Raw genomic sequence first — 19,218 nt, 5'->3', positions numbered from 1 at the left:
AACAATTTTTCTTGGCCACGCCAGCCTGCCTGGCACAGGTTTCATGTTCGTGGGAGCATGGCGACATCGAGACTGGAGGCAGGGTACCTATTGTGAGAATTCGTGGACAGATCGGTGAATGGCCGGTGGACCTGACCATTGAGCTGGCGCCGGAGGAGTGGGCGCAGCTGGGGCGTCGACTGGAAGTGCCGGCGTCTGTCGAGGCGGTGCCGGTCACCACCAGCCCGGCACCTCGGCAGGATGACGGACAATGGGCAGCGGCGCGTGACGTGCTGCGCCAGGCGGGGCAGATGAGCGGGCCGGCGCTGCTGGAGCGCCTGGAGGGGCTGGCCGGGAGCGTGGCGGCGGGCAAGCGGCTGCTGGTGCGCTTGCGCCACAGCAGTGAGGTGAAGGTGGAAAGCGGCGTGGATGCGCCGGTTTATCGCTGGGTGGGGTGAGGGGCTGCAAAGCAGCCCCAACAGCCTCAGAACAGCGCAGCGGACAGCTTGCGGCGATACAGACTGACCAGCGGGTGAGCGTTGCCCAGCAGTTCGAACACCTGCAGCAGCGCCTTCTGCGGCAAGCCGTTCTCGTAGGCGCGGTTGCGCTGGAACAGCTTCAGCAGCCCATCCATCGCGGCTTCGTACTGCTGGCGCGCCAACTGCTGGATGCACAGCTGGTAGGCCGCCTCGTCGTCCTGCGGATTCTGCGCCAGACGGCTCTTCAGCTCGGCGGCTTCCGGCAGGCTGGCGGCCTGGCGCAGGAAGGTCAGCTGGGCCTTGGCGCCGGCCAGGGCGGCCTTGTGCTCGTCGGTCTTGACCGCGTCGAGCACCACTTGGGCCTCGCCCAGTTCACCGCGCTCGGCCAGGCAGCGGGCGTAGAGGATCAGTGCCTCGGCATTGCTGTTGTCTTCACCCAGCAGCACCTGCAGCAGGGCTTCGGCTTCGCTGAAGCGGCTCTCGGCGAACAGTGCCTTGGCCTGCTCCAGCGGCGCGGCGGCGGGCGGCGCGGGCATCTGCACATGGGGTTCGAGCATGGCGCGGATGGCTGACTCGGGCTGGGCGCCGGCGAAACCGTCGACCGGCTGGCCGTCCTTGAACAGCACCACGGTCGGCAGGCTGCGGATGCCGAACTGGGCGACGACCTGTTGCTCGACGTCGCAGTTGATCTTGGCCAGCAGCAGTTCGCCCTGGTAGCCCTCGGCGATCTTCGCCAGCAGCGGCATCAGCGCCTTGCACGGCGCGCACCACTCGGCCCAGAAGTCGACCAGCACCGGCTTGTGGAAGGAGTTCTCGATGACCAGTTGCTGGAAGGTGGCATCGGTGGCATCGAAGATAAAGGGTGTTTCCTGGCTCATCGTGACTCTCGCAAATCCGTGAATGCCTCCACTATAAGGGCTCGCGGCTGGCGTGGTACAGGCTGACCCGGCGGAATTCGTGCGGCTCGGCCAGATCAGGCAGGGTCAGCGCCTCGAGCACCCCGAGCGGGCGGTACAGCGGGTGGCTGAAATCGCGCACCCGCGAATCGGCCACCAGCGCCTGGCGACCACGGCTGAGGAATTCGTCCAGCAGCGGCAGGTTGGCGCGGTCGTAGAGCACATCGGCGACCAGGATCAGGTCGAAGCGGTTGGCCTCTGCGAAGAAGTCGCTGCTGTAGCTCAGCGTCACACCGTTCAGCGCGGCGTTGGCACGGCAGGCGTCCAGGGCCAGCGGGTCGAGGTCGCAGGCCACCACCTCCAGCGCGCCGGCCCGGGCGGCGGCGATCCCGGCGATGCCGGAACCGGCGCCGAAATCCAGCACGCGCTTGCCGCGCACCCACTGCGGGCGCTCGGCCAGGTAGCGCGCCATGGCCAGACCGCTGGCCCAGCAGAAGCTCCAGTAGGGCGGCTCCTCGAGAATGCGCCGGGTTTCCTCGCGGGTGAACTCGCGGTCCATGTTCTGGTCGTCGATCAACCAGAGCTTCAGGTCGCACCCAGGCAGCTCGCTGACGATCAGGCGCGCTTCGCCGATCAGGCCGCTCAGGGCCTGTTGCAGGATTGCCGGGGCCATCTAGGGTGCCTTTTCGAAACGCAGCGGGCCGGTGGCCTGGGTCTGGGCCTGGGCAATGCGCACCGGCGGCAGGTGCAGGATCAGCTGGCCGGAGCGGCTGGCGCGGCCGCGCAGTTCGACCCGGGCACCGGCGGGGAAGGCTTCGGGGTTGAAGCGCAGGCGGTAGGGCAGGGCCTGGCCGGTGCCGCTCAGGGTGCTGCTGGCCAGCAGTTGCTGTGGCCGGCCGCGCTCGTCGATCACCAGCAGGGCCAGCTCCACGTCGGCGCCCGCCGGGATTTCCAGCAGGGTGCCGCTCAGCTCGCGCTGGTAGGCCGGCAGCGGGCCCAGGGGTTCGGTTTTCTTCGCCACCTTGGCCGGCACCGGGGCCGGGGCCTGTTCCGGCTTGGGGCGGTCGCTGCCGCAGGCGGCGAGCAGGGCGGCGCAACACAGCACGACGAGCGCTCGAGGGTGCATGGGGTAGTCCTTCACGGGCAGATTTGCATGGATGGTAAACCCTTTGGCTTGTCTTGCCAGTGCAATGCGCTACCATGGCCCTCCCTTTTTTTGTTGCCTGCCACCATGCACTGTCCGTTTTGCGGTGCCAACGACACCAAGGTCATCGACTCGCGTCTGGTCGCCGAGGGCGAACAGGTGCGTCGCCGGCGCGAATGCGTCGCCTGCGGCGAGCGCTTCACTACCTTTGAAACCGCCGAGCTGGTCCTGCCCCGGCTGATCAAGCAGGACGGCACGCGCCAGCCCTTCGACGAAGACAAGCTGCGCGCCGGCATGCAGCGCGCGCTGGAGAAGCGCCCGGTCAGCGTCGAGCGCCTGGAAGCGGCGCTGGCGCATATCAAGAGCCGCCTGCGTGCCACCGGCGAGCGCGAAGTGAAGTCGCTGGTGGTCGGTGAGATGGTGATGGCCGAGCTGCGCAAGCTCGACGAGGTGGCCTACATCCGTTTCGCCTCGGTCTACCGGCGGTTCCAGGACCTCGACGAATTCCGCGAAGAAATCGACCGCCTGGCCCGCGAGCCGGCTAAAGAGTAAGCATGTCCAGCCAAGCCATTCTCGACGCCCACTACATGGCCCGCGCCGTGGAACTGGCCCGCAAGGGCCTGTACAGCACCCATCCCAACCCCCGCGTGGGTTGCGTGATCGTGCGTGACGGCGAGGTGGTCGGCGAAGGCTGGCATGTGCGTGCCGGCGAGCCGCACGCCGAGGTCCATGCCCTGCGCCAGGCCGGCGAGCGCGCCCGCGGCGCCTGTGCCTACGTCACCCTCGAGCCCTGCAGCCACCATGGCCGCACGCCGCCGTGCGCCGAGGCGCTGGTCAAGGCCGGGGTGGCGCGGGTGGTGGCGGCCATGCAGGACCCCAATCCGCAAGTGGCCGGCAACGGCTTGCAGCGCCTGCGCGAGGCCGGTATCGAAGTCGCCAGCGGCGTGCTCGAGGCCGAGGCCCGGGCGCTCAACCCGGGGTTCCTCAAGCGCATGGAGCAGGGCCTGCCGTTCGTGCGCGCCAAGCTGGCGATGAGCCTGGACGGCCGCACCGCCATGGCCAGCGGCGAAAGCCAATGGATCACCGGCCCTGCGGCGCGTGCCGCGGTGCAGCGCCTGCGCGCCCGCTCCAGTGTGGTGTTGACCAGCGCCGAAAGCGTGCTGTTCGACAATGCCCGCATGACCGTGCGCGGCGACGAACTGGGCCTGGATGACGCGCTCACCGCCCTGGCCCTGTCGCGCCCGCCGTTGCGCGTGCTGGTCGACGGACGCCTGCGCTTGCCACTGGACGCGCCCTTCTTCCAGGCCGGCCCGGCGCTGGTGGTGACCGCCGCCGGTGAAGACCCGCGCTATGCGGCCGCCGGTCATGAACTGATCAATCTGCCCGGCAGCGAGGGTCGCGTCGACCTGCCGGCACTGCTGCGCACCCTGGCCGGGCGCGGGGTCAACGAAATCCTGCTGGAGGCTGGCGCCGGCCTGGTCGGCGCCTTCGCCCGACAGGGCCTGGTCGACGAGTACCAGCTGTTCGTCGCCGGCACCTTCCTCGGCTCCGACGCCCGCCCGTTGCTGGACTGGCCGCTGTCGAAAATGAGCCAGGCGCCGCGGCTGAAGATCACCGAAATGCGCGCGGTCGGCGATGACTGGCGAGTCACTGCCATCCCCCTGCCGCCCCCCGGCGTATAATGCCTGGCTTGCCTCGCGCAGCCCGTATCTAGGAGAACACCATGTTCACCGGCATCATCGAATCCATCGGCACCATCCGCAGCCTCACCCCCAAGGGCGGTGACGTGCGCGTCTACGTAGAGACCGGCAAGCTCGACCTGGGCGACGTCAAGTTGGGCGACAGCATCGCGGTCAACGGCGTGTGCCTGACCGCCGTCGAACTGCCCGGCGACGGCTTCTGGGCCGACGTCAGCGTCGAGACCCTCAAGCGCACCGCCATGGTCGATCTCAAGAGCGGCAGCCGGGTCAACCTGGAAAAGGCCCTGACCCCCACCACCCGCCTGGGTGGCCACCTGGTCAGCGGCCACGTCGACGGTGTCGGCGAGATCGTCTCGCGTGCCGATAACGCCCGCGCCATCCAGTTCCGCGTGCGCGCGCCCAAGGAGCTGGCCAAGTACATCGCCCACAAGGGCTCGATCACCGTCGACGGCACCAGCCTGACGGTCAACGAAGTCGATGGCGCCGAGTTCGAGCTGACCATCGTCCCGCACACCCTGTCCGAAACCATCATGGCCGACTACCGCGCAGGGCGTCGGGTGAACCTTGAGGTCGACCTGCTGGCCCGTTACCTGGAGCGTCTGCTGCTGGGCGACAAGGCCGCCGAGCCGAGCAAGGGCAGTGGCATCACCGAAAGCTTCCTGGCCGCCAACGGCTTCTTGAAATCCTGATTGAGAAGGGGGTGCCGCGTGGCGCTCAACAGCATCGAAGAACTGGTCGAAGACATCCGCCAGGGCAAAATGGTCATCCTCATGGATGACGAAGACCGCGAGAACGAAGGCGACATCATCATGGCGGCCGAGTGCTGCCTGCCCGAGCACATCAACTTCATGGCCAAGCACGCCCGTGGCCTGATCTGCATGCCGATGACCCGCGAGCGCTGCGAAACACTGAAGCTGCCGCTGATGGCGCCGCGCAACGGCTCGGGCTTCGGCACCAAGTTCACCGTGTCGATCGAGGCCGCCGAAGGCGTCACCACCGGCATCTCCGCCGCCGACCGCGCCCGCACCGTGCAGGCCGCCGCCGCCAAGGACGCCAAGGCCGAGGACATCGTCAGCCCCGGCCACATCTTCCCGCTGATGGCCCAGCCCGGCGGTACCCTGGCTCGCGCCGGCCACACCGAGGCCGCTTGCGACCTGGCGCGCATGGCCGGTTTCGAGCCGAGCGGGGTGATCTGTGAGGTGATGAACGACGACGGCACCATGTCGCGTCGCGCCGAACTGGAGGTGTTCGCTGCCGAGCATGGCCTGAAGATCGGCACCATCGCCGACCTGATCCACTACCGCATGATCCACGAACGCACCGTGCAGCGCGTTTCCGAGCAGCCGATCGAGAGCGAGCTGGGCCAGTTCAACCTGGTCACCTACCGCGACGCGGTGGAAGGCGACGTGCACATGGCCCTGACCCTGGGCAAGATCTGCGCCGAAGAGCCGACCCTGGTGCGCGTGCACAACATGGACCCGCTGCGCGACCTGCTGATGGTCAAGCAGCCGGGCCGCTGGAGCCTGCGCGCGGCCATGAGCGCCGTGGCCGAGGCCGGCAGCGGCGTGGTACTGCTGTTGGGCCACCCGCTGGACGGCGACGTGCTGCTGGCGCATATCCGCGAAAGCGCCGGCGATGCGCAGCCCAAGGCACCGACCACCTACAGCACCGTCGGTGCCGGTTCGCAGATCCTGCGCGACCTCGGCGTGCGCAAGATGCGCCTGATGAGTTCGCCGATGAAGTTCAATGCGATATCCGGATTCGATCTGGAAGTTGTAGAATACGTGCCCTCCGAGTGACTTGAGGCGGCCTGATCGCCCATAGACTCGAGTCAAAACCCTCCCGAGGCCGCCACAGCGCGGCCTCGCTCTTGAAGATGAGAACTCCGGAATGACCCTGAAGACCATCGAAGGTACCTTCATCGCCCCCAAAGGTCGCTATGCTTTGGTGGTTGGCCGCTTCAACAGCTTCGTCGTCGAAAGCCTGGTAAGCGGTGCAGTCGATGCCCTGGTACGCCACGGCGTCAGCGAAAGCGACATCACCATCATCCGTGCCCCGGGCGCGTTCGAAATCCCGCTGGTAGCGCAGAAAGTCGCCCAGCAGGGTGCTTATGACGCGATCATTGCCCTGGGCGCGGTGATCCGTGGCGGTACCCCGCACTTCGAATACGTGGCGGGCGAGTGCACCAAGGGCCTGGCCCAGGTGTCCATGGAGTTCGGTGTTCCGGTGGCCTTCGGCGTCCTGACCGTCGACTCCATCGAGCAGGCCATCGAGCGTTCCGGCACCAAGGCCGGCAACAAAGGTGCCGAAGCTGCCCTGTCGGCCCTGGAAATGGTCAGTCTGCTGGCGCAGTTGGAGGCCAAGTGATTAGCGACGAAAGCGATCGTTTCAACCCGCGCGATCCAAAACCTGCGGATGCCGGCAAGCCCTCGAAGAGCGCCAAGCGTCGCGAAGCCCGCAAGCTCGCCACGCAAGCGCTCTACCAGTGGCACATGGCCAAGCACTCGCTGAACGAAGTGGAAGCGCAGTTCCGGGTCGATAACGATTTCTCCGATGTCGACGGCGCCTACTTCCGCGAGATCCTGCACGGGGTCCCGGCGAAGAAGGCCGAGATCGACGAGGCGCTCAAGCCTTGCCTGGACACGCCGCTGGAAGAACTCGACCCGGTCGAGCTGGCCGTGCTGCGCCTGTCCACCTGGGAGTTCATGATGCGCGTCGACGTGCCGTACCGCGTCGTCATCAACGAAGGCGTGGAACTGGCCAAAGTCTTCGGCGCCACCGACGGCCACAAGTTCGTCAACGGCGTGCTGGACAAGCTGGCTCCGCGTCTGCGTGAGGCGGAAGTCAAGGCGAACAAGCGCTGATCGCGGCGCTGACCAGCCATGGGTGAGTTCGAGCTGATCCGTCACTACTTCGCCGCCGCGCCTTGTGCGCAGGGCGGCGAGTGCGTGGCCCTGGGGATCGGCGACGACTGTGCCCTGCTGGACCTGCCCGCCGGCGAGCAGCTGGCGATCTCCACCGACACGCTGGTGGCCGGTGTGCATTTCCCCGCCGTCTGCGATCCGCTGCTGCTGGGCCAGCGTTCGCTCGCCGTGGCGGCCAGCGACCTGGCGGCCATGGGCGCCACGCCCATCGGCTTCACCCTCGCCCTGACCCTGCCCGAATTCGGCCCGGACTGGCTGGCAGCCTTCGCCGATGGCCTCGGCCGCATGGCCCACCGTTGCCGCATGACCTTGATCGGCGGTGACACCACCCGTGGGCCGCTGAGCATCACCGTGACCGTGTTCGGCCGGGTACCGGCAGGCCAGGCCCTGCGCCGCAGCGGCGCGCAGCCGGGCGACCTGCTGTGCGTCGGCGGTTTTTTGGGCAACGCAGCGGGGGCCTTGCCGCTGGTGCTGGGCGAGCGCGAGGCGGCTGCCGAGGTGGCCGGTCCGCTGCTGGAGCACTACTGGTCGCCTTTGCCCCAGCTGCAACTGGGCGAGCGCCTGCGCGGCCTGGCCACGGCGGCACTGGATATCTCCGACGGCCTGCTGGCCGACTGCGGGCATATCGCCAAGGCGTCCGGCGTTGCGCTGGAGGTGAACCTGGCGCAGGTCCCCGTGTCTGCTCCTTTACAGGCTTTCCTCGGGCACGAGGCGGCAGTGCAGGCGGCGCTCACCGGTGGCGACGACTACGTGCTGGCCTTCACCTTGCCGGAAATCGCACTGAACTCCCTGGCCCGCGAGGTTCACGTCATCGGCCGTGTGCTGCAAGGCCAGGGCGTGACCCTGCTTGACCCGCAGGGCCAGGACATCACCCCCGTGCAGCGGGGCTATCAACATTTCAGGGAGACACCGTGACCGACCACCCCAACCAGGTGCCTGCGGAGTTCGTTCCGCCTTCGGTCTGGCGCAACCCGTGGCACTTCATCGCCTTCGGCTTCGGCTCCGGCACCCTGCCCAAGGCCCCCGGGACCTGGGGGTCGCTGGTGGCGCTGCCGTTCATCCCGCTGTGGCAGATGCTGCCCGACTGGGGCTACTGGTTGCTGCTGGGTATCAGCATGCTGTTCGGCGTGTGGCTGTGCGGCAAGGTGGCCAACGACTTGCGCGTGCACGATCACGAGGGCATTGTCTGGGACGAGATCGTCGGCATGTGGATCACCCTGTGGCTGGTGCCGGAAGGCTGGCAGTGGCTGCTGGCGGGGTTCCTGATGTTCCGCTTCTTCGACATCCTCAAGCCGTGGCCGATCCGCTGGGTCGACCGCCATGTGCATGGTGGGTTCGGGATCATGCTCGACGATATCCTGGCCGGCGTGTTTGCCTGGCTGGGCATGCAGGTTCTGGTGTGGGCGGTGGCCTGATACAGGGAGCGTTGCGATGGCCGTGAGGAGTGTGTTGCTGGCGTGGGTGCTGCTCTGGGCGGCACCCGGTGTCATGGCCCAGGAGCAGCAGGTGCGCCTGGTCAGCGAGGAGTGGCTCGACTACACCAACGCCGATGGCAGCGGGCTGGCCTGGGACGTGCTGCGCAAGGTGTTCGAGCCGGCCGGCGTCAAGGTCCAGGTGCTGAGCGCGCCATACAGCCGCTCGGTCGGCTTGGTGAAGCGGGGCGAGGCCGATGCCTGGGTCGGCTCCTACAAGGAAGAGAACGACGACAATCTCTATCCGCGCTGGCATTTCGACATGGACCATATCTATGCCCTGGGCCTGGCCGGCAAGCCGCAGCCGACACTGGAGACCATCGGCCAGTATCGCCTGGCCTGGGTGCGTGGTTATGACTACGCCAGCTACCTGCCGAACGTGCACAATTTCCGCGAGGTCCAGCGCCGCGAAGGGATCCTGCCCATGCTTGAGCATGACCGGGTGGATTTCTACGTCGATGCGCAGACCGAGGTCGAATATGTGCTCGGACAGGCGCCCGAGCCCCAGCGTTTTCGCAGCACCCACGTCGCCGAGCTGCCGCTGTACCTGGCCTTCACCCGCAGTGCCCAGGGCGAGGCCCTGCGTGACCTGTTCGACCGGCGCATGGCGCAACTGGTCCGTAGTGGCGAGCTGAAGCCGATCTTCGAGCGTTGGAAGCAGCCGTATCCGTTTACCAGCGATAGTCAGCCTCACTGAGTAGCGGGGTGTGAGAGCAGGCGTCAGCAACACCATAAGCATCGAACTTTTCGATCTTAAGCCACCCTATTCCTCCTGCGCACCTGCGCCGGGCTGCTGATACAATCGGCCGATCTGAAAAATCCTACTACCCAGGAGCACAACGTGCCCGTCGTCTTTGTTGCCGCCTCTAAACTCCCGACTCCCTTTGCGACCTTCACCATGCATGGCTTCCTCGACGAAGCCACTGGCCGCGAGCACGTGGTGCTCAGCCTGGGTGACATCGCGGACGGCGAGCCGGTGCTGGGGCGCCTGCATTCCGAGTGCCTGACCGGCGATGCGCTGTTCAGCCAGCGCTGCGACTGCGGCTCGCAACTCGAAGCCGCGCTGCAGGCCATCGCCCGCGAAGGCCGTGGCGTGCTGCTGTACCTGCGCCAGGAGGGCCGTGGCATCGGCCTGCTGAACAAGATCCGCGCCTACGAACTGCAGGACGGCGGCGCCGACACCGTGGAGGCCAACGAGCGCCTGGGCTTCGCCGCCGACCAGCGCGACTACGCCATGTGCCTGCCGATGCTCGAGCACCTGGGTGTGAAGTCGCTGCGTCTGATGACCAACAACCCGCGCAAGGTCAAGGCGCTGACCGACATGAGCATCAAGGTCGCCGAGCGCGTACCGCTGCATACCGGTCACAACCCGCACAACCGCCTGTACCTGGCCACCAAGGCCGACAAGCTTGGCCACATGATGGGCAACAAGCACCAGGGCGAGGTGCCACAGGCGTGACCCGCGGCGAGGTGAAGCGGCGGCTGGCCCTGGCCTGGTGGCAGTACCTGGCCGTGGGCCTGTTGCCGTTGCCGATAATGGCCTGGGCGTTCGGAGCAGGAGAGCCGCTGATCCCGGTGCTGGCCATGCCCTTGTTCATCGCCGGGGCTGCGACCATGTTCCTCAGCCTGCCGCGCTTCGGCGCCTACAAGCGGGCGTTGATCGCCACCGACAAGCAGCTGGGCACGCCGGATGAACCCGCTGCCTGGATCGAGTTGGCGCGGGTCAGGCGCCTGGCCATGCTGTTCGCCTGCTTCCCGGCCTGGGTCGCGGCGCTGTCGGTGCTGGTCGGGCTGGAGGCGGTGCCGCAGATCCTTCTCGCCCTGTCCACCGTGGTGGTGCTGTATCTCTACCGTATCCCGCGCCAGCTCGGCTGATGCGGGCGTCCCTCGCCTTCCTCGCATTGCTGTGCCTCGGCACCTTGGCCGATGCCGAACCGCGTGTGGTCAGCCTGGCGCCATCGATGACCGAGATTGTCCTCGAACTGGAAGCCGGCGACCTATTGGTGGGCCTGCTGGACGCGGGGGAGCGTCCGCCGAGCCTTCAGGCCCTGCCCTCGGTCGGGCGCCATGGCCAGCTGGACATGGAGCGTCTGCTCAGCCTAAAGCCTGACCTGCTGCTGCTCTGGCCCGGCAGCGTCGCGCCGGCCCAGCGCGACCAGCTCAAGCGCCTGGGTATCGCCACATTCAGTGGCGAGCCCGGCAACCTCGACCAGTTGATCGAGCAGATCGAAGCCATTGCCCGGCGCCTTGGGCGGGACGAGCAGGGCCATGCCTATGCCGCCGGCCTGCGTGAGCGACTACAAGCGCTGCGCGAACGCTACCGGCGCGACACGCCGCTGCGGGTGTTCTACCAGGTCTGGGACGAGCCGCTGTACACCCTGGGCGGGCGCCAGGTGGTCAGCGATGCCTTGCGCGTCTGCGGGGCGCGCAATGTGTTCGACGACCTGACCCAGCCCGCGCCGCAGGTCAGCGTGGAGTCGGTGCTGCTGCGCGATCCCGAGGTGATCCTGGCGGGTGACGCGGCGCAGCTGGCCAGCTGGCGTCGCTGGCCGCAGATGAGCGCCGTGCAGGAGGAAGGCTTGCTGGTGGTACCGGACAAGGGCCTGGAGCGGCCCAGCGGGCAGATGATCGAGGCCACCGCCCGGCTGTGCGCGCTGTTGGAGGCTAGAGGGACGGGGTCCAGGTAAGGCTCAGCAGCCAGGTGCGGCCTTCTTCGCGGTAGCCGTAGTCGGCCCCCTGATGGTTGTACAGGGTACGGCTGTAACGCTTGTCCAGCAGGTTGTCGAGCTTCAGGTCGACCTTCAGTTCGCGGGTGGCTGCCCAGCCACCGCGAATGCCCAGCAGCCCGTAACCGCCGATGGGGGCTTCGTTGGTTTCGTCGTTGTAGCTGCCGCTGACGGCTTGCCAACTGGCGCCGACATTGAAGCGGTCGAATTGACGATCGATATCCAGGCTCAGGGTACGCCTGGCGCGCCGGGCGAGCGTATGGCCGTTCTTTTGGTCGCGCGGGTCGATCAACGCCAAGCCTAACTGTGATGTCCAGGCTCCCCATTGCTGGTCCAGCGCCATCTCGAAGCCATTGATGCGGGCCTGGGCAACGTTGCGCATGGCATCGGCCGCTTCGTCGTAGCTGATGGCGTCTCGCAAGTCGGTACGATAGAGCGAGGTTTCCAGGCGGCTGCTGTCGGTCAGTTGGCTGCGCCATTGCACTTCATAGGACTTCGAGTGCTCCGGCTTGAGGTCTGGGTTGCTGAACCCGGGGTAGTAGAGGTCGTTGAATGTAGGGGCACGGAACCCCTCGCTGTAGGACAGCAGCAGGTCATTGCGGGCGTTCAACGGCAGCGTCAGGCTGCCGCTCCAGGTGGTCTGGCCGCCGAACTGCTGGTTCTTGTCATGGCGCACGCCAAGTTCGGTCGAGAAGTAATTGCCCTGGAACCGGTGCTGGGCGAAGGCTGCGCGGTTCCAGCGGCTGTCCTCGTTGAAGTCGGTGCTCGCATGTACCCGGTCTTCGTACCACTCGCCACCCAGCAACAGGCTGTTGTAGTCATTCAGCGTCAGATCGTTCTGCCAGGTGACCTGGTCACGGTAGGTGTTGAACGGTGAGCTTTTGTGCGTGAGCTTGTCGCGGCTGTCATCGCGGTTTTCACTGTGGGCCACTTCCACTCGGGAGTGCCACTGCTCGGCCAGTTGGGCGTCAAGGTAGCTGCCCAGGCTGCTGACGGCGAAGTTCGAGTAGGGCATCTGCGGGCTGCCGCCACGAGGCTCGTCGAACTCACGACGCCCACGGTTATCGAGCAGATTCAGGCCCGCCTCGAAACGCTCGTTGAAGGCATGGCTCAGGCTCAGGTTGAGCGAGCGGTTGCGGTAGGCGTCCTGGTCGCCATCGCTGGCATACGACGGTCCGGTCGAGTCGATACCGGCGGTTTCGTCCAGGCTGGCGCCGAGATTGAAACGTGTTGCGTCGTCGCCGCCCGACAGCCCCAGGCTGCGTAGCCAGGTCTGATTGCTGCCGGCGGCCAGGCGCAGGCGCGGTTGCAGGCCCGGGTCGCCGCCACGACGGGTGAAGATCTGGATCACCCCGCCAATGGCGTCGCTGCCGTAGACCGCCGAGCGCGAGCCGCGCAGCACTTCCACACGTTCGATCTGGTCGACGTCGAGAAACTGCAGGCCACTGTCGCCAGAGGTGGCGTTGGCGATGCGCACGCCGTCGACCAGCACCAGGGTCTGGGCAGCCTTGGTGCCGCGGATGAAGATGCCGGGCAGGCTGCCGCGACCGCCGGTGGGCGCAACCTGCACGCCGGGGACACGGGCGAGCAGGTCGGTGACACCGCTCGGCTGCAGGCGGTCGATATCGGCACGGGTGAACACTGTGTTGGCGGCGCTGGTGGCGGCGCGTGACTCGACCTGGCGGCTGGCGCTGATCAGCACGTCGGGAAGCTTCAGGGCGTCATCGCGGGAGGGTTCGGCGGCCAGGGCGGCGGCGGGGAGGCAGAGCAGGAAGAAGGCGCGGATCTTCATGGGCAGTTCCATTGCGATCGCGGGGCAAGCCCGCTCCCACGAGACCTGTGGGGTCTTCGTGGGAGCGGGCTTGCCCCGCGATTGGGTTTTACAGGCCGAGCTTGGTCATGCGGGCGGTGACGGCCGCCTGTATACCAGCCACATCCAACCCGCATTCAGCCAGCATCTGCGCCGGCTTGGCATGCTCGACATAGATATCCGGCAGACCCAGGTGCAGCAGCGCCTTGACCACGCCCTCGCGAGCCAGGAACTCGCCAACGGCAGCACCGGCGCCACCCATGATGGCGTTCTCCTCGATGGTCACCAGCAGCTCATGGCTGGCGGCCATCTCCAGCAGCAGGGCCTCGTCCAGCGGCTTGACGAAACGCATGTCGACCACGCTGGCGTCGATCTGCTCGGCCACCTGCAGGGCCTCGGCCAGTTGCACGCCGAACACCAGCAGGGCGACCTTGCCGCCCTGGCGACGGACCACGCCCTTGCCGATCTCCAGCGGCTCGAGGTCGCCGCTGATCGGTGCATTCGGGCCGGTGCCGCGCGGGTAGCGCACGGCGGCCGGGCCCTTGTAGTGGTGGCCGGTGCTGAGCATCTTGCGCAGCTCGTTCTCGTCGCTGGGGGTCATCACCAGCATGCCGGGGATGCAGCGCAGGTAGGACAGGTCGTAGGCGCCGGCGTGAGTCGGGCCGTCCTCGCCGACCAGGCCGGCGCGGTCGATGGCGAACAGTACATCGAGGTCCTGCACCGCCACATCGTGAATCAGTTGGTCGTAGGCGCGCTGCAGGAAGGTAGAGTAGATCGCCACCACCGGCTTGGCGCCTTCGCAGGCCATGCCCGCGGCAAAGGTCACCGCGTGCTGTTCGGCAATGGCGACGTCGAAGTAGCGCTCGGGGTAGCGTTCGCTGAAGTCGACCAGGTCCGAGCCTTCCTTCATCGCCGGAGTGATGCCCACCAGGCGGTTGTCGGCGGCGGCCATGTCGCACAGCCACTGGCCGAACACGGCGGAATACTTCGGCCCGCTGGCCTTCTTCGGCGCCACCGGCTTGTCGGCCGGCTCCAGCTTGGTGATCGCGTGGTAGCCGATCGGGTCGACCTCGGCCGGGGCGAAGCCCTTGCCCTTCTTGGTGACCACGTGCAGGAACTGCGGGCCCTTGAGGTCGCGCATGTTGCGCAGGGTGGCGATCAGGGTCGGCAGGTCGTGGCCGTCGATCGGGCCGATGTAGTTCCAGCCCAGTTCCTCGAACAGGGTACCGGGCACCAGCATGCCCTTGGCGTACTCTTCGGTGCGGCGGGCGATCTCCCAGGCGCCGGGCAGGCGCGACAGCACTTTCTTGCTGCCTTCGCGCATGCTGGCGTAGGTGCGGCTGGAGAGGATCTTGGCCAGGTAATTGGACAGGCCGCCGACGTTGCGCGAGATCGACATGTCGTTGTCGTTGAGGATGACCAGCATGTCGGCATCCACTTCCTGGGCGTGGTTCAGCGCCTCGAAGGCCATGCCGGCGGTCAGTGCGCCGTCGCCGATCACGGCGATCGACTTGCGTGGGTCGTTCTGCAGGCGGGCGGCGATGGCCATGCCCAGGGCGGCGCTGATCGAGGTGCTGGAATGACCGACGCCGAAGGTGTCGTATTCGCTCTCGCTGCGGCGCGGGAAGGCGGCGATGCCGTCCTTCTGGCGCAGGCTGAGCATGCGCTCGCGGCGACCGGTGAGGATCTTGTGCGGGTAGGCCTGGTGGCCGACGTCCCACACCAGCCGGTCATCCGGGGTGTCGAAGACGTAGTGCAGGGCGATCGTCAGCTCGATGACGCCCAGGCCCGCGCCAAAATGCCCACCGGTCTGACCGACGGTGTAGAGCAGCTCCTGGCGCAGCTCGTCGGCCAGGGTCTCCAGGTCGGCTTCGGCCAGCCGGCGCAGGCCGGCGGGCGTGTCGGCGCGGTCCAGCAATGGCGTGACCGGGCGTTCGCGGGGGATCTCTTGAAACGTCGTGGGCATCAGGCGTGTCGTTATAGGTGTGAAGACGCGGCAGTTTACCCCATTGTAGGAAAAGCTGCCCATTCGGACGGGTGTATGAGGGCCACCGATGCGGAAGAGATCCTGTAGGGGCGGCCTTGTGTCGCGATAGGGCCGCGTAGCGCCCCCGGCAATTTCTGCCTTGATGCTGAAATCTGGGGCTGCTTTGCAGCCTTTTCGCGACACAAGGCCGCTCCTGCAGGGGGATGTGTCAGGCCTTAGTGGCGGCGTTCGACGATGTAGCGGGCCAGGGCCCGCAACGGCTCAGCGTTGTCGCCGAAACCTGCCAGCGCGGCCAGCGCCTGGTCGCGCAGCTCCAGGGCATAGGCCTTGGCCGTTTCCAGCCCGAGCAGCGCCGGGTAGGTCGGCTTGTCGCGGGCGATGTCGGCGCCCTGGCGCTTGCCCAGGGTGGCGGTGTCGCTCTCCACGTCAAGAATGTCGTCCTGCACCTGGAACGCCAGGCCGATGGCCTGTGCATAAATCTGCAGGGCATCGAGCTGGGCCAGATCGGCGCGGGCGCTGGCCAGGGCGCCAAGGCGCACGCTGGCTTCGATCAGAGCGCCGGTCTTGTGCCGGTGCATGTATTCCAGGGCTTGCTGGTCCAGCTTGACGCCCACCGAGCCCAGGTCGATGGCCTGGCCGCCGACCATGCCGGCGGGGCCGGCGGCTTTGGCCAGGGCCTGGACCATCTGCAGGCGGAGAGCGTCGGACTGCGGGCTCAGGCACGGGTCGAGCAGGGCACTGAAGGCCAGGCTCTGCAGCCCGTCGCCGGCGAGGATCGCACAGGCTTCATCGAACGCCTTGTGGGTGGTGGGCTGGCCGCGACGCAGGTCGTCGTCGTCCATCGCCGGCAAGTCGTCATGCACCAGCGAGTAGGCGTGGATCAGTTCCACCGCGCAGGCCGCGCCGTTGGCATGCTCGGCAGGCACGCCGAAGGCTTCGCAGGCGGCATAGGCCAGCAGCGGGCGCACGCGCTTGCCGCCGTTCATCACGCTGTAGCGCATGGCGGCATAGAGGCGTTCGAGTTCCTTCGACGGTGCCTGGAACAGCGGTTCGAGGGCGGCGTCGACCCGTGCCTGGGCGCTCTGCTGGTACTGGGCGATCATGCCTCGGGCTCCGCGTCGAACGGCTGGGCAGCCAGTTCGCCGTCACGCTCCAACAAGATCTGCACTTTCTGCTCGGCCTGGGCCAGGGCGCCCTGGCAATCGCGGGTCAGGGCGATGCCCTGCTCGAAGGCGGCCAGCGACTCTTCCAGCGACAGTTCGCCGTTCTCCAGGCGTTCGACCAGGGCTTGCAGGTCGGCGAGGGATTGTTCGAAATCGATGGAGGTTTTTTTGCGGGCCATGGCGACTGTCTCGGTGGCATTCAGAACGGCGCGACACTAGCAGAGCGGGGCAGGGGGAGCAAATTGCATGGGCCTATCGTTCGTCGCATTTTGTTGCACTTGTTCGGTGCGAGCCATCTTGCAATCGGCGATGCAATCGAATTGTGGGGGTGACGGCCCTCTGCCATAATCCGCGCGCTCTGGCCCGAGGGTCAGGGACCTTTCTTCCCGACGTCATGTAATGGACTACGTTGTGAGCTTCCTCTCGATCGAATTCGGCCTCTGTTTCACGCTGTTCTTCATTCTTTATTGGAGCCTGTGCTGGAGCGTGCGGTTGCAGAACCTGCTGCTGCTGACCGCCAGCTATGGCCTGGTGGCGAGCTTCAGCCTGCAGTCGTTGTACATCCTGCTGGGCTACAGCGCGCTGGTGTACCTGCTCGGCCTGCTGGCGGGGCGCTATCCCGGGCGCTGGTTCAGTCGCGTGCTGCTGCTGACCCTGGTGCTGGGCTGCTTCTACCTGTTCAAGTACCAGGAGTTCTTCGTCGGCGGCGCCCAGGGCGCCCTGGCGGCGGCCGGGTTCGAGGTGTCGCTACCGCTGCTGGAAGTGCTGGTGCCGATCGGGCTGTCGTTCTATACCTTCCATTCGGTCAGCTACCTGGTGTCGATCAACCGCCGCGAACTGGCGCCGGCGGCGCCGCTGGACCTGGCCCTGTACCTGGCGTTCTTCCCCAGCCTGGTGGCCGGGCCGGTCAACCGTGCCCTGCACATGCTGCCGCAGATCCGTCCGCCGGCCATGCGCCAGGTGCTGGAGCCGCAGCGGGCGCTGGGGTTGATCGCGATGGCGGTGGTCAAGCTGTTCTTCCTCAGCGCCTGGCTGGGCAGCGAGTGGGTCGACCCGGTGTTCGACACCCCGGGCAGCGCCAGCCCCGAACAGGTGCTGTTGAGCGTGTACGGCTACAGCTTGCTGATCTACTTCAACTTCAGCGGCTACACCAACCTGGTCACCGGTATCGCCCTGCTGCTGGGCTTTCGCCTGCCGGACAACTTCGACGCGCCGTACGCCGCGCACAACCTCAAGGAATTCTGGGGGCGCTGGCACATCAGCCTGTCGCGCTTCATCCGCGACTACGTGTACATCCCGCTGGGCGGCAATCGCAAGGGCGCATGGCGCGGCAACCTGAACATGCTGCTGGCGATGCTGGTGTCCGGCCTGTGGCACGGGGCGAGCGTGAACTTCATCATCTGGGGCGCGCTGCATGGTGTCGGCCTGGCCATTTCCAAGCTGTTCAGCCAGTGGTTTCCGGGCTTCGCACGGCTGCCGGGCTCCGGCCTGCTGGCGCGCCTGATGACCTTCCACTACGTGGCCTTCGCCTGGATCTTCTTCCGCAGTCCGACGCTGGACGGCGCGCTTGAGATGCTCGTCGACATCGGCCAGCTGAGCCTGGCGGGGCTGAACAGCGCCACCGGCCTGATGCTGCTGGCCTGCGTGCTGTTCGTGGCCAGTTATCCACAGTGGCTGGTGCTGTTGCGCCAGAGTGGCGCGCTGTTCCAGCGCCTGCCGTGGCAGCTGTATCCGATCCCGCTCGGGGTCGGTGTGTCGCTGGTGATTTTCGCTTCGCAGTCGGGCGTGCCGGGGTTCATCTATGCAAGCTTCTGATAGCAAACAGCTGTTCCAGGTGCAGATGGGCGCCGCCCGTGGCTTGTATGCGATCGTGGTCACCACCGCATTGCTGTTCTGGCTGAACCAGGACTCGATCAAGCTCTACTGCCAGCAGAAATACCACCAGAGCTGCGAGATACCGCTGCTGGGTCAGATGCCGGCCTGGCGCATGGGGGCGCAGTTGACGGCCATGCTGGAGGCGCAACGCGATGGCCTGCTCGAGCAGTGGCTGCCCGCACAGCAACTGGTCGAGGGGCCGGCGGTCGAGGTGCTGCCCGCACCGCTGCCGGTGGTCACGGTCGATCTGGAAACCCCGGCGGCCGTGGCCAAGCCGTTGCCACCGGTGTCGACGCCGGCGCATGTGCAGCCGACGCCTGCGCCGCTTCATGCGCCAGCCCCCGTCGTTGTCGCCCAGCCTGCGCCGCCCGCGTCTGCACCCGCGTTGCTGCAGCCGGGTACCGTGGCCTCGCTGGCCGCTGGCGACGACGTGTTCCTGGTCGGCGACTCGCTGATGCAGGGCGTGGCGCCGCACCTGGCCAACAGCCTGCGCAAGCGCTACCAGATCCGCACCTTCAACCTCAGCAAGCAGAGCACCGGCCTTGCCTACCCGGGCTTCTTCAACTGGCCGAAGACCGTGGCCGACACCCTCGACCATGAACCGAACGTGCGCCTGATGGTGGTGTTCCTCGGCCCCAACGACCCCTGGGACATGCCCCAGGGCAAGGGCAAGCCGTTCCTGCGCTTCAAGTCGCCGGAGTGGGAACTCGCCTACCGCGCCCGTATCGATTCGATCCTCGAGCAGGCCCGCACGCACAACGTGCAGGTGATCTGGGTCGGGCCGCCGAACATGGAGAAGGCGCGATTGTCCACGGCCATGGGCTACCTCAGCGGGCTTTACCAGGAGCAGACCGCGCTGTTCGGCCAGCACTATGTCTCGGCCAACCCGATCCTCGGGTACACCGACGCCAACTTCTCGTATACGGTGCAGACACCGCAGGGCAAGCGGGTCAAGGTGCGGGTCGACGACGGCATTCATTTCACCATCACAGGCCAGAAGATGATCGCCGAACAGGTTCTGTCGCTGATCAGTTTTCCGGGCCTGACCGTTACAGGACATTGA

At 66.8% G+C, this 19,218-nt stretch carries 22 protein-coding genes; 15 read left to right on the top strand and 7 right to left on the bottom strand.

Going from position 1 to position 19,218, the window contains the following annotated elements; translation table 11 throughout:
* The first annotated feature begins 92 nt into the window (after positions 1-92).
* Complete coding sequence (locus ACVWZ5_RS17270) at positions 93-437, top strand: hypothetical protein (RefSeq protein WP_062575343.1); 345 nt, start codon at positions 93-95, stop codon at positions 435-437.
* A gap of 26 nt (positions 438-463) precedes the next feature.
* On the opposite strand, the gene trxA is transcribed toward ACVWZ5_RS17270, so the two are convergent.
* From trxA to ACVWZ5_RS17255, 3 genes are read right to left on the bottom strand one after another with little or no spacing between them, the layout of a single operon-like run.
* Entirely contained in the window at positions 464-1,336 is an 873-nt protein-coding gene (trxA, locus tag ACVWZ5_RS17265; RefSeq protein WP_096049237.1) for a thioredoxin, read from the bottom strand.
* A gap of 31 nt (positions 1,337-1,367) precedes the next feature.
* On the bottom strand, positions 1,368-2,027 hold the full coding sequence (locus tag ACVWZ5_RS17260; RefSeq protein ID WP_457340753.1) for a class I SAM-dependent methyltransferase: 660 nt from the start codon (positions 2,025-2,027) through the stop codon (positions 1,368-1,370).
* The gene (locus ACVWZ5_RS17255) at positions 2,028-2,480 is read right to left on the bottom strand and encodes a YbaY family lipoprotein (RefSeq protein ID WP_028690274.1); all 453 of its coding nucleotides are present in this window, start codon (positions 2,478-2,480) and stop codon (positions 2,028-2,030) included.
* Between the two features lie 105 nt (positions 2,481-2,585).
* On the opposite strand from ACVWZ5_RS17255, the gene nrdR reads away from it, so the two are divergent.
* From nrdR to ACVWZ5_RS17195, 12 genes are all read left to right on the top strand, one after another.
* Positions 2,586-3,050 (top strand): transcriptional regulator NrdR, encoded by a 465-nt coding sequence (gene nrdR / locus ACVWZ5_RS17250; RefSeq protein WP_009685710.1) that lies wholly within the window; start codon positions 2,586-2,588, stop codon positions 3,048-3,050.
* A gap of 2 nt (positions 3,051-3,052) precedes the next feature.
* Entirely contained in the window at positions 3,053-4,180 is a 1,128-nt protein-coding gene (ribD, locus tag ACVWZ5_RS17245; protein WP_062575340.1) for a bifunctional diaminohydroxyphosphoribosylaminopyrimidine deaminase/5-amino-6-(5-phosphoribosylamino)uracil reductase RibD, read from the top strand.
* A gap of 41 nt (positions 4,181-4,221) precedes the next feature.
* Positions 4,222-4,887 carry a riboflavin synthase gene (locus ACVWZ5_RS17240; protein WP_028690276.1) on the top strand — a complete coding sequence of 222 codons (666 nt, stop codon included), beginning with the start codon at positions 4,222-4,224 and terminating at the stop codon, positions 4,885-4,887.
* Between the two features lie 18 nt (positions 4,888-4,905).
* Positions 4,906-5,997 (top strand): bifunctional 3,4-dihydroxy-2-butanone-4-phosphate synthase/GTP cyclohydrolase II, encoded by a 1,092-nt coding sequence (ribBA, locus tag ACVWZ5_RS17235; protein ID WP_062575339.1) that lies wholly within the window; start codon positions 4,906-4,908, stop codon positions 5,995-5,997.
* Between the two features lie 91 nt (positions 5,998-6,088).
* Entirely contained in the window at positions 6,089-6,565 is a 477-nt protein-coding gene (gene ribH / locus ACVWZ5_RS17230) for a 6,7-dimethyl-8-ribityllumazine synthase (RefSeq protein WP_003255395.1), read from the top strand.
* Positions 6,562-7,062 carry a transcription antitermination factor NusB gene (gene nusB, locus ACVWZ5_RS17225; protein ID WP_062575338.1) on the top strand — a complete coding sequence of 167 codons (501 nt, stop codon included), beginning with the start codon at positions 6,562-6,564 and terminating at the stop codon, positions 7,060-7,062. Before ribH ends, nusB begins: the two co-directional genes overlap by 4 nt.
* Positions 7,063-7,080: 18 nt before the next feature.
* Positions 7,081-8,037: a thiamine-phosphate kinase gene (thiL, locus tag ACVWZ5_RS17220; RefSeq protein WP_062575337.1), complete on the top strand. Its 957-nt coding sequence runs from the start codon at positions 7,081-7,083 to the stop codon at positions 8,035-8,037.
* Positions 8,034-8,537: a phosphatidylglycerophosphatase A family protein gene (locus ACVWZ5_RS17215; protein WP_023632630.1), complete on the top strand. Its 504-nt coding sequence runs from the start codon at positions 8,034-8,036 to the stop codon at positions 8,535-8,537. The genes thiL and ACVWZ5_RS17215 overlap by 4 nt, the downstream gene beginning before the upstream one ends.
* 16 nt (positions 8,538-8,553) lie before the next feature.
* Positions 8,554-9,291, top strand: coding sequence for a substrate-binding periplasmic protein (locus ACVWZ5_RS17210; RefSeq protein ID WP_062575336.1), 738 nt, complete (start codon positions 8,554-8,556; stop codon positions 9,289-9,291).
* A gap of 144 nt (positions 9,292-9,435) precedes the next feature.
* Positions 9,436-10,053 (top strand): GTP cyclohydrolase II, encoded by a 618-nt coding sequence (gene ribA, locus ACVWZ5_RS17205; protein WP_023631163.1) that lies wholly within the window; start codon positions 9,436-9,438, stop codon positions 10,051-10,053.
* Positions 10,050-10,469 carry a hypothetical protein gene (locus ACVWZ5_RS17200; RefSeq protein WP_062575335.1) on the top strand — a complete coding sequence of 140 codons (420 nt, stop codon included), beginning with the start codon at positions 10,050-10,052 and terminating at the stop codon, positions 10,467-10,469. Before ribA ends, ACVWZ5_RS17200 begins: the two co-directional genes overlap by 4 nt.
* Positions 10,469-11,281: a cobalamin-binding protein gene (locus tag ACVWZ5_RS17195; protein WP_096049242.1), complete on the top strand. Its 813-nt coding sequence runs from the start codon at positions 10,469-10,471 to the stop codon at positions 11,279-11,281. The genes ACVWZ5_RS17200 and ACVWZ5_RS17195 overlap by 1 nt, the downstream gene beginning before the upstream one ends.
* Here the strand turns inward: ACVWZ5_RS17195 and ACVWZ5_RS17190 are convergent.
* The 4 genes from ACVWZ5_RS17190 to ACVWZ5_RS17175 all read right to left on the bottom strand — a co-directional run bounded on the left by ACVWZ5_RS17190 (position 11,259) and on the right by ACVWZ5_RS17175 (position 16,459).
* Positions 11,259-13,124 carry a TonB-dependent receptor domain-containing protein gene (locus ACVWZ5_RS17190; RefSeq protein ID WP_096049243.1) on the bottom strand — a complete coding sequence of 622 codons (1,866 nt, stop codon included), beginning with the start codon at positions 13,122-13,124 and terminating at the stop codon, positions 11,259-11,261. The genes ACVWZ5_RS17195 and ACVWZ5_RS17190 overlap by 23 nt on opposite strands.
* Positions 13,125-13,200: 76 nt before the next feature.
* The gene (dxs, locus tag ACVWZ5_RS17185; RefSeq protein ID WP_280070721.1) at positions 13,201-15,096 is read right to left on the bottom strand and encodes a 1-deoxy-D-xylulose-5-phosphate synthase; all 1,896 of its coding nucleotides are present in this window, start codon (positions 15,094-15,096) and stop codon (positions 13,201-13,203) included.
* A 236-nt stretch (positions 15,097-15,332) separates the two neighbouring features.
* A complete protein-coding gene (gene ispA, locus ACVWZ5_RS17180; protein WP_084941818.1) occupies positions 15,333-16,220 on the bottom strand; it encodes a (2E,6E)-farnesyl diphosphate synthase in 888 nt (295 codons plus the stop codon).
* Positions 16,217-16,459, bottom strand: coding sequence for an exodeoxyribonuclease VII small subunit (locus ACVWZ5_RS17175; RefSeq protein ID WP_028690287.1), 243 nt, complete (start codon positions 16,457-16,459; stop codon positions 16,217-16,219). The genes ispA and ACVWZ5_RS17175 overlap by 4 nt, the downstream gene beginning before the upstream one ends.
* A gap of 220 nt (positions 16,460-16,679) precedes the next feature.
* Between ACVWZ5_RS17175 and ACVWZ5_RS17170 the strand changes: the two genes are divergently transcribed.
* On the top strand, positions 16,680-18,095 hold the full coding sequence (locus ACVWZ5_RS17170) for an MBOAT family O-acyltransferase (RefSeq protein ID WP_084941819.1): 1,416 nt from the start codon (positions 16,680-16,682) through the stop codon (positions 18,093-18,095).
* Positions 18,082-19,218: an SGNH/GDSL hydrolase family protein gene (locus ACVWZ5_RS17165; RefSeq protein WP_062575329.1), complete on the top strand. Its 1,137-nt coding sequence runs from the start codon at positions 18,082-18,084 to the stop codon at positions 19,216-19,218. Before ACVWZ5_RS17170 ends, ACVWZ5_RS17165 begins: the two co-directional genes overlap by 14 nt.

Source organism: Pseudomonas sp. TE6283 (assembly GCF_054060555.1).
This window is presented reverse-complemented; position numbering and strand designations above follow the sequence as displayed.